Source organism: Adlercreutzia sp. ZJ242, assembly GCF_011038995.1.
Classification (GTDB): domain Bacteria; phylum Actinomycetota; class Coriobacteriia; order Coriobacteriales; family Eggerthellaceae; genus CAAEEV01.
Genome location: NZ_JAAKEE010000017.1, coordinates 1 through 15,005 on the forward strand (window position 1 = coordinate 1; position 15,005 = coordinate 15,005).

The following is a 15,005-nucleotide window of genomic DNA, read 5'->3' on the forward strand; positions in this document are numbered from 1 at the left end:
CGCCTGCTGCGCGACCACCGGCTCGCGCACGGTCCCTTCGCCACGCTCCGCCGGCGCGCCTGAGCCAACGCCCGCCGGCGCACCGGCACCCGCCGCGCCCACGCTCGCACCCGCACCCACGCCCACGCTCGCCGCGCCTGCGCCCACCACGTGCGCCACCGCCGAGTGCCCCGCCTCGAGCGCCTCCACGCGCTCGGCGAGCGCCTCGAGCGTGAGGTCGGAGTCGGGCCGCACCATGCGCGTGAGCGCGATCTCGAACGACAGCCGCGGGTTGGTCGACGACTTGAGCTCGGCCGACAGGTCGCCCAGAACGCCCAGCAGGCGCGCGAGGCGGTCGGGGCCGAACAGCGGCAGCTCCTCGGCCAGCTCGCGCCGCACGCTCTCGCTCACGTCGAGCGCCACGTCGGCGCCGGTGAGCGACAGCACGTACATGTTGCGCACGTGCTCGGCGAAGTCACGCGTGAACTGCGCCAGGTCGGCGCCCGTCTCCACGAACTCGGCCGTCCAGCGGAAGCACGACGCCACGTCGCGCGTGCCCACGAACCGCACGATCTCGCCCAGCTCGCTCACCGCGAGCGACCCGAGCATGCGCTCGGCGACCTCCATGGTCACGCGGCCCTCGCCGAACGCGATCAGCTGCTCGAGCGAGGTCAGCGCGTTGCGCATGCCGCCTTCCGCGCGATGCGCCACCAAGTCGAGCGCCTCGCCCTCGAACTCCACGCCCTCGGCCACGCAGATGGCGCCGAGGCGCGACACGATGGCCTCGTTCGAGATGCGGCGGAAGTCGAAGCGCTGGCAGCGCGAGTGGATGGTCTCGGGGACCTTCTGCGGGTCGGTGGTGGCCAGGATGAACACCACGTGGCTCGGCGGCTCCTCGAGCGTCTTGAGCAGCGCGTTGAACGCCGCCGTCGACAGCATGTGGACCTCGTCGATGATGTAGATCTTGTAGCGCCCGCGCGTGGGGGCGAACTGCACGCGGCCGATGATCTCCTCGCGCACGTTCTCCACGCCCGTGCGCGACGCGGCGTCGAGCTCGTAGACGTCGGGGTGCTCGCCCGCGGCGATCATCGCGCAGTCCTCGCACGTGCCGTCGGGCTCGGGCGTGGGGCCGCCCTGGCAGAGCAGCGCCTTGGCGAGCAGGCGCGCCGTGGTGGTCTTGCCGGTGCCGCGCGGGCCCGTGAACAGGTACGCGTGGCTCACCTTGTCAGACTCGATGGCGTTCTTGATGGTGCGCTCGATGTGCTCTTGCCCCACCACGTCCTCGAAGATCTGCGGACGGTATTTGCGATACAGTGCCTCTGCCATGCGGTGCGCCTCTCTCAGTAAAAGGTTACCCGCCCATCATAGCGCAAACCCCCGTCCGCGCGCCCGCGTCAAGCCATGCGCGCCCGCGTCAAGCCATGCGCGCCCGCGCCAAGCCGCGCAAGCCCGCGCCAAGCCGTGCGCGCGCCGTCCAGCCCCCTATTTCTTGTTCTTGCGGGAGCTCATGGCGGCCTTGACGGCGCCGATGACGGCGGGCGCGACCGACACGGCCACGATGCCGAGCACGATGACCTCGAAGTGGTCCTGGACGAGCGGGATGCCGCCGAAGAAGTACCCCACCAGCACGAACAGGCTCACCCACGAGATGCCGCCGACGCAGTTGTAGAACGTGAACTTCGCGAAGTTCATGTGGCCGGTGCCCGCGATGAAGGGCGCGAACGTGCGGAAGAACGGCATGAAGCGCGTGATGACGATGGTGAGGCCGCCGTACTTCTCGAAGAAGTGGTCGAGCTTCTCCATGCGCTCGGGCGTGAGCGCCTTCACCTTGCCGGAGTCGATGATGCGCTTGCCGAAGAAGCGCGCGATCCAGTAGTTCGACGTGTTGCCGAGGATGGCCGCCGTGTAGAACACGAGCAGCGTGGCCACCACGTTGAGCCCGCCGCCGTCAGCCGAGAACACGCCCGCCGCGAACAGCAGCGAGTCGCCGGGGAGGAACGGGAAGAACACCAGGCCCGTCTCGATGAACACGATGAGGAACAGCGGCGTGTAAACCCACACCGGCCCCAGCGCGATGATCCACGCGGCGATCTGCCCGCGCGGGTCCTTCAGCAGGTTGACGAAAAAGTTGATGATTTCCACAAAGAGCCCTTCACACGATAATGCCAACCCGGAGGTTGGCACTGCAAGCGAGCATTTCTTTGGCCGCAAGCCGCATGACGGCGGCTGCGCACGGCGTGCAAGCCAGCGCGAGCGCAGGGCGCAGCGCGCTGAGAAGTGCACCGAACAGGCATGGGCGCTCGTCAGCGGTCCCTTATGGCTGCTTCCTCCCGGACCTGACCAGGTTCGGAACGTGGCGCCGCCCAGGCCCGTTCGATGCACTCGCAAGCACCCGACCCAGTATAGGGGAACGAAGGGCAAACCCGTCGAAATCAGCAGGTTCTCCAAAACTCCACGAGAAGGCGGCGGAAGGGGCGAAAGAGGCTGGCTCGGCGCCGAGGCTACTCGGAGGCCGCCACGCGGTAGGAGTTGCCCTCCTGGCCTCCGCTTTCGTTGAAGCGGGGATGCGACTCGATCACGCCCTCGGACCGCAGGCGCACGATCGCGCGGTCCACGCTCTTCGCGCTGCAGTTCATGAACTCGGCGATCTCCCGCTTGGTGCAGTACGCGTGACCGCCGCCCATCGTCGAGCGCTCGACGATGAACCCTAAGATGCGCTGCTGCAGCGGCGTGAGCCGAGAGGCCCCCTCCTTGCTGCTCAACCTGCCCATAAGCCACCGTCCCCCTCTCTACGGCGCAGTTCGAGCGCCGAACGCGTACCGCGGCAAGTTCGGGCCCCGCCGTGGCGCAAACGATCCTTCAAGCTATTCACCTGCAGATTTGCCGAAGTCAGCCACATTCGGCGCGAGCATGGTCAGCAGAGAGAGCGAGGCGCGATAAAAACGCCACCCCGCCTCGGGGCGGCGCTCCCCCTGCTGTTTTCATGGATGGCCCCCGGTCATGCCCCTATTCGTGCGGCCTTCCAAAAGCACCCCGTCATCACGAACGCAGAAAAGGTAGACTTTTTCTCAGCGCCCCCTTTTGCGCGCATTTGGCGCGTTTTGCGTGCCGAACCGCTGAAAAAACCCCTCGTTTCAGCTTGCTTTTCACGCTCGTCGACTTCCTCAAAAAGTCTACCTTTTCTCAGCATGGTTATCAAGCTGTTCGTATCATTTTCCCCGTCGCTCATGGCAGATTCTCAGGCGTTAATGACGATTTACACGACATGCCGCTCCACGTCCTCCCGCTTCCAGCGGTCGAACGTGGCCGTGCTCACGCCGAGGGCGGCCGACGCCTCCTTGCGCGTGAGCAGGCCCGCCAAGTAGCCCTCGAGCACGTCCCCGTAGGGCTCGGGACGCTCGAGGCGCGGGCGGCCGAAGCGCACGCCGCGCGCATGGGCTGCGGCGATGCCCTCGGCTTGGCGCTGGCGTATGTTGTCGCGCTCCACCTGCGCCACGTAGCTCAGAAGCTGCAGCACCACGTCGGCCAAGAAGGCGCCCGTCACGCCGTCCACGCGGGTGCGCGTGTCGAGCAGCGGCATGTCGAGCACCACCACGTCGACGCCGCGCTCCTTGGTGAGCACGCGCCACTGCTCGAGGATCTCGCTGTAGCAGCGGCCCAGCCGGTCGATGCTCTTCACCACCACCACGTCGCCCGCGCGCAGCCGGCGCATCAGCCGCCGGAACCCCGGGCGGTCGAAGTCGCGCCCGCTCGCGCGATCCTCGTAGATGAGCCGCCGCTTGACGCCGAACTCCAGCAGCGCGTCGATCTGACGCGCCAGGTTCTGGTCACGTGCCGACACGCGCGCGTACCCGTACACCACCGCCTTGCGCGCGCTCTCGCGCCTGTCGGACGGCCGCGCCGCCTGCGGCTCCGTCGCCTGTGACCCTGTCGCCCTCGTCTCCGCTTCCACCGTCAAAGTCTTCCGCTCCATACCTCAACCTCGCTTTCCTTCGAATTGCCTAGCCGTAGGGTTGAGCGTTTTTCGCGTCTCGTACTCCCGGAATGAAAAAGCGCCCGGCCAGAAGGCCGGACGCTCGAGGTAAAGCAATGCTGGCGCGTGGGGGCGCGGCACGTGGAGACGGCCGCGCGGCAGCGCCTACAGCGTGCGGAGGCTGACCTCCTTGAGCTGCCGGCCGGTGACGGCGCTCGGCGCGCCCGTCATGGGATCGCTTGCGCTCGACGTCTTCGGGAACGCGATGACGTCGCGGATGGAGTCCTTGCCCGCCAGCAGCATGACAAGGCGGTCGAGGCCCAGCGCGATGCCGCCATGCGGAGGGGCGCCCAGCTCGAGCGCGTGGATGAGGTGCCCGAACTTCTCGTCGATCTGCTCGTCAGTCAGGCCGCACACGCGCAGCACGCGGCGCTGCTCCTCGGCGTTGTGGATGCGGATGGTGCCGCCGCCCACCTCGAAGCCGTCCATGACCAAATCGTAGCTGTAGGATCCGCACGCCAGGGGCTCGGTCTCGATGCGGTCCAGGTCCTCGTCGAGCACGTGCGTGAACGGGTGGTGCTCGGCGGCGTACTTCTTCTCGTCCTCGTCGTACTTGAACATGGGGAAGTTCACCACCCACAGCAGGCTGTGGCCCTCGCGCGGGATGCCCAGGCGGTCGGCCATGTGCAGGCGCAGCGCCGAGAGCACGGCGTTGGCCACCTCGGCCTTGTCGGCCGCGAACAGCAGCAGGTCGCCCGCTTCCACGCCCATGGCCTCCTTGAGGCGCGCATACACGTCCTCCTCGAAGAACTTGATGATGGGGCTCTTCTCCTTGCCGTCGGACGTGAAGGCGATCCAGGCCATGCCCTTCGCGCCGTTGGCCGCCGCGATGTCGGCGAGCTTCTCCACGTCGCCGCGGCTCCAGTCGCCGGCGCCCTTGCAGTTGACGGCCTTCACCACGCCGCCGGCCTCGACGGCGCGGGCAAACACGCCGAAGCCGCAGCCGCGCACGATCTCGGTGAGGTTCACGAGCTCCATGCCGAAGCGCGTGTCGGGGCGGTCGCAGCCGAAGCGCTCCATGGCCTCGGCGTAGGGCATGCGCTCGAGCGGGAAGGCGTGCTCGACGCCTGCGGCGGCGAGCGTCTCGGCCATGACGCCCTCCATCATGTTCATGACGTCCTCGCCCTGCACGAACGACATCTCGATGTCCACCTGCGTGAACTCGGGCTGGCGGTCGGCGCGCAGGTCCTCGTCGCGGAAGCAGCGCGCGATCTGGTAGTAGCGCTCGACGCCCGCGCACATGAGCATCTGCTTGAACTGCTGCGGGCTCTGCGGCAGCGCGTAGAACTTGCCGGGGTTCGGGCGGCTCGGCACGATGTAGTCGCGCGCGCCCTCGGGCGTGGAGTTCGCCAGGATGGGCGTCTCGATCTCGAGGAAGCCGCGCTCGTTGAGGGCCTGGCGCATCGCCTGGGCCACCGTGTGGCGCAGGCGCAGCGAGGCGTACATCTCGGGACGGCGGATGTCGAGGTAGCGCCACTTCATGCGCGTGGTCTCGTCGGTCTCGATCCCGTCTTCGATGGAGAACGGCGGGGTGACGGAGGTGTTGAGCACCTCGATCGCGCTCGCCAGGACCTCGATCTCGCCCGTGGCCATGTTGGGGTTCACGGCCTCGGCGGCGCGCTCGCGCACCTTGCCGGTGACCTTCAGCACGTACTCGCGGCCCAGATGCTCGGCGCGCGCGAAGTCCTCGGCGCTCACGCAGTCGGGGTCGACCACGATCTGCGTGTAGCCCTCGCGGTCGCGCAAGTCGCAGAAGATGAGCCCGCCGTGGTCGCGGTTGTGCCACGCCCAGCCGGTGAGCACGACCTCGCGGCCCGTGTCCTGCGCACGCAGCTCGCCGCAGGTGGCGGTGTGCATGCAGTATTCGTTCTTCAGATCTGCCATGACAGTTCGTTCTCCTTGAGCCTCTTAGCTTCCACCCCTCGCCTGCGCGCGGCGGCGCGCGAAGGCACGGCATGCGCGAGACGCGATGCGCGACGGCATGACGGCGCGTCGCGGCGGCCCGCGCGGCACGCAGACGCGCTGTCGCAGGCGCGCAGGCGAGGGGAGCTTATCCCAAACTTGATTATTGTACGACAGAAGCCCCGCGTCTGAGCGGGAAAATCACTCCCCCGCGGCTAATTCCCCGCTAAGAGCGCGGCCGAGCAGGGGGCGCGCCACGCGGCGGCAGGCCCGCGCACGGGAACGCGCTGCGCGGCGGCAGGCCCGCGCGCGCTGCCCGCCTAGCCCTGCGCCAAGAGCGCGGGCACCGCGTCCTCGAGCGCCACGAGGCGCTCCTCGTGGGTGCCCATGTCGCGCAGCTTCACCTGGCCGGCCGCCAGCTCGTCGGGGCCGAGGACGGCCACGTGCGCGGCGCCGAGCTTGTCGGCCAGCTTGAACTGGCTCTTCAGGCTGCGCTTCTGATGGTCCATGTCGGCCGCCATCCCCGCGTCGCGGCAGCGCTGCACGAGCGAGAACGCCGCCGTGCGCACGCTCGCGTCCACGCACGCCACGAACAGGTCGCACCTCTGCGCGCGGGGGAACTCCACGCCCGCCGCCTGCAGCGCGAGCACGCAGCGCTCGTACCCCAGCGCGAAGCCGAGGCCCGGCGTGGGCCGGCCGCCCACCTCCTCGGCCAGCTTGTCGTAGCGCCCGCCGCCGCCGATGGCGTTCTGGCTGCCCATGCCGTTGTCCACCTGCACCTCGAACACCGTGCGCGTGTAGTAGTCGAGGCCGCGCACGAGCTTGGCGTCCTCCGCATAGGCCACGCCCGCGCCGTCGAGCAGCGCCTTCACCGTCTCGTAGTGCTCGCGGCAGTCGTCGCACAGATGGCCGGTGATCTTCGGCGCGCCCTCCATCACGGCCGCGCAGCCGGGGTTCTTGCAGTCGAAGGCGCGCAGCGGGTTCAGCTCCGCGCGCGTCATGCACGTCTCGCACAGCTCGTCGGCATGCTCGGCCATGTAGGCGCGCACCTGCTCGCGGTACGCCGGGCGGCACGCGTCGCAGCCCATGGAGTTGAGGAGCAGACGCGTGTCGGAGGCGGGAATGCCGATCTCGCGGTAGAAGCGCATGAGCATGATGATGGCCTCGGCGTCGACCGTGGGCTCCTCGGCGCCCAGGCACTCCACGCCCACCTGGTTGAACTGGCGCTGGCGGCCCTTCTGCGGGCGCTCGGCGCGGAACATCTGGCCCGCGTACATGAGCTTCGCCGGCGCCGCGCCCTGCGGCACCAGGTCGTGCTGCACCACGGCGCGCACCACGCCCGCCGTGCCCTCGGGGCGCATCGACAGGCGGCTCTTGCTCTTGACGGTGCCGCCGGAAAGCAGCTTCTTCAGGTTCTCGCCCGAGAGCGAGGTGAACATCTCCTTGCTCACCACGTCGGTGGCCTCGCCGATGCCGCGCACGAAGAGCTCGGTCTGCTCGATGACGGGCGTCTCGATGGGCACGTAGCCGTACGCGCCGAACACGCGCGCCGCCACCGCCTTGAAGTGCGTCCAGAACAGCGCCTCGTCGGGAAGCAGGTCTTTGGTGCCTTCGGGTGCTTGGATTGCCATGGGTGAGTCCTTCTCTGCCGTAACCGTAAACCTGACCATTGTAGCGCAGACGCGCGGAAAGCGGCGAGGCATTCGCGCCGCCCGGGGACGCGGGAGCCCCCGCGTCGAATTCCCTCGAATTTATCCGCGGGGACCCCTGCGCCAGGCCGCGTGAACTTATATAATGACCTGCGATGCGCACGAGCCTGCGAGCTGCCTCGTGCAGAGAGCCAACTTCCGAGCATATGGGGTCATTGATGGGCAAGCCACGCACCGAAAGAGAAACGCGCAACCGCCTTCTGGCGATCTGCGCAGCCGCCGCCATCCTCGCCACGGCGCTGCTCCTGTTCATGAGCGTGAACTCCCAGCGCGTCATCAGCCAGACCAACGAGTACCTCGAGACGTCAGCCAACCAGACGGCGCGGCGCATCAACGACGTGTTCGACGGCGCCCTCAGCAACCTGAGGGGCGCCGCCAAGATCTGCGAGCGCGCGCTCAAGGACGAGGACATCAGCGCCGAGGACGTCATCGCCGACTACGCCAGCTCCCAGTTTGACAACACGTTCTACGTCACCGCCGACGGCACCGCCTACAACGGCGGAGGCGTCATCGCCGACGCCTCCGACCGGCTCTACTACCAGGCGGGCATGCAGGGCGAAAGCGGCGTGTGCTTCGTCGAGAACGCCCTGTTCGACGGCAACAACATCCTCGCCTTCTACGCCCCCGTATACGACGGCGACAACGTCACCGGCGTCTTGGTGGCGGTGCTTCACGAGGACACCCTCGTCGGGGCCATGACCACCGAGTTCTACGGGCAGACCACCCCCACCTACCTGTGCACAGCCGACGGCACCGTGGTCGCGCAAGCCGATCCCACCAGGGAGGACGCCGAGAACATCAGCGAGGTGTTCGTCGACAAGGAGTTCGACGGCGCGAGCATCAACGACCTGGTCGAGGCCACCTCCGCAGGAGCCGCCGCCGACTTCACGTACCGCACGTCCGAGGGGACGGGCAACACCTTCCTGATCAAGCTCCCCTCCTACGATTGGGTGCTCGTGCGCTCGTTCCCCTCAGCCATCACCAACAGCATGATCTCGGAGGCGAACGCCTCCGGCGTCATCGTCATCATCGGCATGCTCATCGCGAGCGTCGTCGTCATCGCGGTCTTCCTGCTGCAGGCGCGGGCGAAAAACCAGGAGCTGCTGCTCGAGCGGCAGGAGGCCAACCGCATCATCGACGTGTCGACGAACCTCTTCAACAATCTGCTGTCCATCAACCTGGTTGACGGCACCTACGAGCTTCTGAAGAACGACAACGCCGAGAGCAGCCTGCCCGCGAGAGGCAGCTACCGCGATCTGCGCGCCCACTTCAAGGCGCAGATAGACAGCTCGGCCAGCGACGCGCCAGCCGCCCTCTTCCTCGACGAGAGCGACGCGAGGAAGGCGCTCCGCTCGGGAGAGCCCTACGTCAAGAACGAGTGGCGGACGACCGACGAAGCCGGCGGCCGCTGGCTCCAGTCCTCCACCCTGTGCCTGAACCGCGACGCCGAAGGCGAGCCGATCAGCCTGCTCGTCGCCGTCCAGGACATCACGAGCGCCAAGGAGCGGGAGATCGCGAGCCGCATCGCCCTGGAAGACGCGTTCCGGGCAGCGGAGCACGCCTCCCGGGCCAAGAGCGACTTCTTGAACTCCATGTCGCACGACATCCGCACGCCCATGAACTCCATCATGGGGCTCACCGCCATCGCCAGCATGCACGCGGACGACCCCGACCGCGTGCACGAGTGCCTCAACAACATCACCGCCGCGAGCAAGCATCTGCTCGGGCTCATCAACGAGGTGCTCGACATGGCGAAGATCGAGTCGGGTACCATCGGCCTGGCAGACGAGCCCTTCAACCTGTCCGAGTCCGTCGAGAGCCTCATCAGCATCATGAACCCCCAGATCGCCTCGAAGGGGCAGGAGCTCAAGGTCGAGCTGACGGACATCAAGCACGAGCACGTGATCGGCGACCCCACCCGCCTCCAGCAGGTGTTCGTGAACATCATGGGCAACTCCGTGAAGTTCACCCCCGAGGGCGGCACCATCGGGCTGCGCATCGCCGAGCTCCCCAGCCGCATCCCCGAATGCGGCTGCTACGAGTTCACCTTCAGCGACACCGGCTGCGGCATGAGCGAGGAGTTCCTGAAGGTCATCTTCGAGCCCTTCGCGCGCGCCCACGACTCGCGCACGACCAAGGTAGAGGGCACGGGCCTCGGCATGGCCATCGTGAAGAGCGTCGTCTCGCTGATGAGCGGCACCGTCGACGTCACGTCGAAGGAGGGCGAGGGCACCACGTTCACCGTCGTGGTTCACCTGAAGCTGCGCGACGGAGGCCGGGAGGACCTCAGCGACCTGCAGGGCGTGCGCGTGCTGGTGGTGGACGACGAGGAGGCTGCCTGCGAAGGAGCCTGCATGCTGCTCGAGAACATCGGGATGCGCTCCGCCTTCGCGCTCTCCGGCCAGGAGGGCATCGACGCCGTCCAAGCCGCCGAAGCCGATGACGACCCGTTCCGCGCCATCATCCTGGACTGGCGCATGCCCCAGATGAGCGGCTTGGAGGCGGCGAAGCGCATCCGGCAGGTGGTCACCAAGAGCGTGCCCATCATCATCCTGTCCGCCTACGACTGGTCAGTGATCGAGCAGGAGGCGCGCGAGGTCGGCGTGGACGCGTTCATCTCGAAGCCGCTGTTCCGCAGCCGCCTGGTGCGGGTGATGCAGGAGGTGCTGTCGGGGAAGACCGCGGACGCGATAGACGAGCGGGCCATCCTCGAGGGGCTCGCCTTCTCCGGCAGGCGCGTCCTTTTGACCGAGGACAACATGATGGCCGCCGCCATCGCCCAAGAGCTCATCGGCATGACCGGAGCCGTCGTGGAGCACGCCGAGAACGGCCAGATCGCGGTTGACATGCTGCTCGACCGCGACCCCGGCTACTACGACATCGTGCTGATGGACATCCAGATGCCGGTCATGGACGGATACGAGGCGTCGAGCGCCATTCGCGCGGCGGCCGTCGCGCGGCCGGACCTGGCGGAGATCCCCATCGTGGCGCTCTCCGCTGACGCGTTCGTCGAGGACATCCGCCACGCGCACGCCTCGGGCATGAACGACCACATGGCGAAGCCCCTGGATATCGAGTCGCTCGCGCGCATGCTGAGCAAGTGGATGCCGCGATAGGGCTTTCCGCCTAGAGCAAGAGGGCGCCCACCTGCTGGCGGGCGCCCTCTTGCTCTTGCTTTTTGCCTTGGTCCTTGCCTAGTGGTGGCAGGCGTTCTCGGGGCCCATGGTGGGCACCTCGCCCGCAGCCACCAGCTTGGCGACGTCGCCCACGTTCGGCGTGCGGTTCTCGAAGTACACCGTGATGCCCGCGTCGGCGAAGCCCATCATCGGGCGCATGCCCATGCCGGCCGCCACGATGGCGTCGACGCCCGCGTCATGCAGCAGCTTGACGGGGCGCAGGCAGCCGCCCTCCTCGTGCGGCGGGTTGTCGAGCACGCCGACCGCGGTGATCTCGCCGTCGGCGATGTCGACGATGGTGAAGCAGTCGCAGTGGCCGAAGTGCCCGCTGCGCTCGCCCTCCAGACCCGCCTCGCCCAGCGTGGGCACGGCCAGCTTGAACGTGTTGCTCATGAGTCTCTCCTCTGCAAATCGGCCTTACAGGTGCGCGACTACCAGGTCGCCCATCTGCACGGTGCCCACCACGTGGTCGGCGGGCGTCTCGGCGTCCTTGATGTCGCCGGTGCGCCAGCCCTCGTCGAGCACCTCGGTCACCGCGCGCTTGATGTCGTCGGCAGCTTCCGTCATGCCGAAGCTGTAGCGCAGCATCATCTCCACCGAGAGGATCTGCGCGAGCGGGTTGGCGATGCCGCGCCCCGCGATGTCGGGCGCGCTTCCGTGGCTCGGCTCGTAGAGCGCCACGCCGTCGCCCAGGCTCGCGCTCGCCAGCATGCCGAGCGAGCCCGTGATCTGCGCGGCCTCGTCAGACAGGATGTCACCGAACATGTTCTCGGTCACCACGACGTCGAAGTCGGCCGGGCGGTTGATGAGCTGCATGGCGGTGTTGTCCACCAGCAGATCCTCGAGCTCCACATCGGGGTACTCCTCCCCCACGCGGTGCACGACCTCGCGCCACATGCGGCTCGTCTCGAGCACGTTGGCCTTGTCGACGCTCGTCACCTTGCCGCGGCGCTTGCGCGCGGCCTCGAACGCCTGGCGCGCGATGCGCTCGATCTCGTACTCGCGGTACTCGAGCGTGTCGTAGGCGCGCTGCCCGCGCGCGCCGCCTGCGCCGGCGCCCTCCTCGTCGTAGAAGCGCTCGCGCTTCCCGAAGTACAGGCCGCCCGTGAGCTCGCGCACGATCATCATGTCGACCCCGTCGATGACCTCGGGCTTGAGCGTGGAGGCGTCAGCCAGCGCGTTGAAGATCTGCACGGGGCGCAGGTTGGTGTAGAGGCCCAGCGCCTTGCGGATGCCCAGAAGCCCCTGCTCGGGACGCGGCTTGGCCGGGTCGGTGGTGTCCCACTTCGGGCCGCCCACCGCCGCCAGGAGAACGGCGTCGGAGGCGTTCGCCACCTCAAGCGTCTCGTCCGGCAGCGCCGTGCCCGCCGCGTCGATGGCGCAGCCGCCGATGAGCGCCTCGGTGCACGTGAACGTGACGCCGTACTTCGCGCCCGCTGCGTTCATCACCTTCACGCCCTCGGCGATGATCTCCGGCCCGATGCCGTCACCCGGCAGCAGGCAAATCTTGTAGTTCGTCATGCTCTTCCTTTCAAAACCCGAGTCCGCGCACGTTCCGCGCAGACCCCTTAGCGCAACGCGTCCGCGCCGTCGTCGGCAGAGGCGCACGCGCACGCGCCCGCCGCGGCAACCGCCGCCGCCACGGCAACGGCGCCCGCCGCCATGCTCGCGACGCCCGCGTCATCGCCGGTCGGCGCCAGCGGCGTGCCCGCGCTCACAGCGCCGGCCGAGCCCGAGCCCGCGCCTTCGCCGCCCGCGCTCGCGGGTGACACGGTGAAGCTGACGCGCCCGTCGTCGACCAGCTCGTAGTCCACCGCCTTCTCGCCGGCAAGCCCCGCGGCGCGCACCCAGTAGGTGCCCTCGCCGAGCGCCCCGAGCTTCGAGGCGTCCACGACGGCTCCTGGCGCGCCTTTGCTATCGTAGCAGAACTCCAGGCGCGCAAAGAGGTCGTCTCCGTCGATGACGTTCTGCAGCTTCGCCACCACCTTCGAGCGCACGTCGGCGGCCGAGACGAGCCCGTCGATCCCCTCCCACGCCAGGCTCACCGGGCGCGGCAGCACCGTGATGGGAACGCCTTCCTTCGACCACGTCTCCTGCTCGGGGCCGAAGGGGTCGACCGACACGTACGCCAGCGCGCACGTGGCCCCCAGCCCCGCTCCCGCGTGCGCCACGTCGAGCGGCGCCGAGGTTCCCTTCAGCTTGTAGTAGTCCTTGCCGCACCTTCCGCCGCCCGCGAACTGCGCGCTCGCGAAGTCGTCGCCGTAGGTGAGCGTCACCTGGTCAGGCGGCACGGCGCAAGCGCCGGGTATGATCTCCGGCTGGAGCACCTGGCGCTCGTAGACGCTGCGCGCGAGCACCGCGTCCGTGAAGTCAGACGGGATGATGCCGATGAACTCGCTTTGGTGCGACGACGCGTTCATGCGGCTGTTGCAGAAGTAGGGGCTCCGGTACAAGTGCTCGTTCATCGCCTGGGCGGCGTAGAACGGGTTGCTGTACGAGTGGACGAACCGCGAGCTCGACGTGTAGTTGACGGCGTAGTTCGCCTTGGGGACGTCTGCATCCTGCTCCTTGTCGTCCACCATGACCTTGACCTTCTGCGTGTCGTCATCGGGGAGCTTCACCGCGTCCGCGAGCGCCGCGTCAACATAGGGAGGCTTGTCGTCAGCCGGGACGTTGTAGTTGTCCTGCGCGTACACGGTCGTGTAATGGCGATCCACCGTGTCGCCGCTCTTCTCCTCGACCAGCTCCTCGTGGATGAGGCCGAGCCCGTCCTCGCCGCTCGCCTCGACCTTCTGGTCCCAGTCGTGCAGGTCGATGCCGTACTGGTGCTTGTCCTTGTCGGCCCCTTCCGGCGTGAAGCGGCGCAGGAGCACGATCTTGCCGCGCGCCTCGCCGAGCGTGGGCACGCGCCTCCCGTCGTAGAACCACGTCTCGTCGGAATCTTCCTTCTTCACGCTCATGTGCTTCGCGAAGGCGCTCGTGATCTTGGCGTTGTCGCCGTCGGAGTTCGTGGCCAGCATGACGATGGTCTCGGTCGGGTTCGCGCCCAGGAAGGTCTTGCAGTAATCGAAGACGTCGGAGAGCTTCAAGCCCGCATGGTCCTTGCGGTACGCGTACATGCCGCCGTGGTTCACGCCGGGGTCGTCCCCGTTTCCCAGGCGCATGTCCAGGTAGCGGATGCCCAGGTTGAGCTGCGTGGGGATGTAGTCCTGCTGGCACTTGGCCATGGAGGTCTGCGGCTCGGTGTCGTTGTCGATGCTGAGCGCGCCCGAGTCGTGCGTGCCGGGCAGGGAGATCTGCGAGAGGAGCGTGTCGTTGTTCGCAGGCGCCATCGCGCCCATCCAGCACGGGCCGAGCGGGAAGCTGCTGTAGTCCGTGCAGAACTGGGAGGTGGGATAGCGCTCGTCTGTGTCATCGTCCGAGCTGCCCGCCACGCCCACGCCGACGATCTCGACCTCCCATGCCATCGCGCCTCCGCGCTGCACCACCTTGTTCTCGTTGGTGTCGTCGTTGACGTTCTCGAGCGAAAGGTACTTGCCGCTGTTCACGTTCTTGATGAGGTAGGTGCCGTCATCCTGGCGGCGGAACTTGAACACGCGGCTCTTCTTCTTGTCGTAGTCGCCGCTCCACACGTGGATGGCCTTCCCCTCGTCCTTGCTGTCGTCGTCAACCGACCAGACGTTGTTCGACGAGAGCTTCTTCTCCTCGAAGTTGGACATCGTGTGGATGGAGTATCCGCCGTAGTCGCCGTGCCACAACAGATGGTGCTTGCTCGAGGTGCCCTGCTGGTAGAGCCAGCACACCTGCCCGACGACCGTGCCGTCGCCGTGCACGCTCACCGTGCGCAAAAAGCCCTTGGGGCGCAGGCGGATGATGTAGTCGGAGAGGTTTTCGCCCACGTTGTTGTCGTAGTCATCCGCCCAGGCCGGCTGCGCGCCGAGGCCCGTCACGTCGGGCATGCCGGGCGCGCCAGGTGCGCCGACGAGGAGCATCGAGGCCGCCAGCGCCGACGCGGCGAGAAAGCCGCGACGCGAGAGCGGCGTGCGCCATGCGGCGGATGACGCGGCGGATGAGGCAAGCGCGCCCGAGGGAGCGTCTCCCTCGGGTCGCGTGAGCCAAGATGGGGTGAGTTGCCGGAGAAGATCTGATGGGTCTTGCGGGCCCGATGCGCCTTGCGCCATGATCACACGCTCCTTCGAGGTCGGA

11 protein-coding genes and 1 other RNA gene are annotated in these 15,005 nt (G+C 67.8%); 1 reads left to right on the forward strand and 11 read right to left on the reverse strand.

Annotated elements, in window-relative coordinates; all coding sequences use genetic code 11:
- The 8 genes from dnaX to hisS form a co-directional block, all read right to left on the reverse strand.
- Window positions 1-1,305: DNA polymerase III subunit gamma/tau (dnaX, locus tag G7Y49_RS05740; RefSeq protein ID WP_241157283.1), on the reverse strand; the 1,305-nt coding region annotated here is incomplete at its 3' end.
- Window positions 1,306-1,461: 156 nt separating this feature from the next.
- The gene (locus tag G7Y49_RS05745) at window positions 1,462-2,121 is read right to left on the reverse strand and encodes a VTT domain-containing protein (protein WP_165171970.1); all 660 of its coding nucleotides are present in this window, start codon (window positions 2,119-2,121) and stop codon (window positions 1,462-1,464) included.
- 139 nt (window positions 2,122-2,260) lie between these two features.
- Window positions 2,261-2,354, reverse strand: an RNA gene (ffs, locus tag G7Y49_RS05750) — signal recognition particle sRNA small type.
- A gap of 126 nt (window positions 2,355-2,480) precedes the next feature.
- Entirely contained in the window at window positions 2,481-2,750 is a 270-nt protein-coding gene (locus G7Y49_RS05755) for a helix-turn-helix domain-containing protein (protein ID WP_165171972.1), read from the reverse strand.
- A gap of 227 nt (window positions 2,751-2,977) precedes the next feature.
- Window positions 2,978-3,208: a hypothetical protein gene (locus G7Y49_RS05760; protein WP_165171974.1), complete on the reverse strand. Its 231-nt coding sequence runs from the start codon at window positions 3,206-3,208 to the stop codon at window positions 2,978-2,980.
- A gap of 27 nt (window positions 3,209-3,235) precedes the next feature.
- Window positions 3,236-3,841: a recombinase family protein gene (locus tag G7Y49_RS05765; RefSeq protein WP_370519610.1), complete on the reverse strand. Its 606-nt coding sequence runs from the start codon at window positions 3,839-3,841 to the stop codon at window positions 3,236-3,238.
- A gap of 276 nt (window positions 3,842-4,117) precedes the next feature.
- Entirely contained in the window at window positions 4,118-5,896 is a 1,779-nt protein-coding gene (gene aspS / locus G7Y49_RS05770) for an aspartate--tRNA ligase (RefSeq protein WP_165171977.1), read from the reverse strand.
- Window positions 5,897-6,234: 338 nt separating this feature from the next.
- A complete protein-coding gene (gene hisS, locus G7Y49_RS05775) occupies window positions 6,235-7,545 on the reverse strand; it encodes a histidine--tRNA ligase (protein WP_165171978.1) in 1,311 nt (436 codons plus the stop codon).
- A 236-nt stretch (window positions 7,546-7,781) separates the two neighbouring features.
- Between hisS and G7Y49_RS05780 the strand changes: the two genes are divergently transcribed.
- Window positions 7,782-10,739: a hybrid sensor histidine kinase/response regulator gene (locus G7Y49_RS05780; protein WP_165171979.1), complete on the forward strand. Its 2,958-nt coding sequence runs from the start codon at window positions 7,782-7,784 to the stop codon at window positions 10,737-10,739.
- 78 nt (window positions 10,740-10,817) lie between these two features.
- Here the strand turns inward: G7Y49_RS05780 and G7Y49_RS05785 are convergent, their stop codons facing one another.
- Genes G7Y49_RS05785 through G7Y49_RS05795 form a run of 3 tightly spaced genes read right to left on the reverse strand, consistent with a single transcriptional unit; the run spans window position 10,818 to window position 14,980 of the window.
- The gene (locus G7Y49_RS05785) at window positions 10,818-11,192 is read right to left on the reverse strand and encodes a NifB/NifX family molybdenum-iron cluster-binding protein (RefSeq protein ID WP_165171980.1); all 375 of its coding nucleotides are present in this window, start codon (window positions 11,190-11,192) and stop codon (window positions 10,818-10,820) included.
- A 24-nt stretch (window positions 11,193-11,216) separates the two neighbouring features.
- Window positions 11,217-12,320, reverse strand: a complete 1,104-nt coding sequence (gene leuB, locus G7Y49_RS05790) for a 3-isopropylmalate dehydrogenase (RefSeq protein WP_165171981.1) — start codon at window positions 12,318-12,320, stop codon at window positions 11,217-11,219.
- Window positions 12,321-12,367: 47 nt separating this feature from the next.
- Entirely contained in the window at window positions 12,368-14,980 is a 2,613-nt protein-coding gene (locus G7Y49_RS05795; protein ID WP_165171982.1) for a phosphatidylinositol-specific phospholipase C domain-containing protein, read from the reverse strand.
- Window positions 14,981-15,005: the final 25 nt, after the last annotated feature.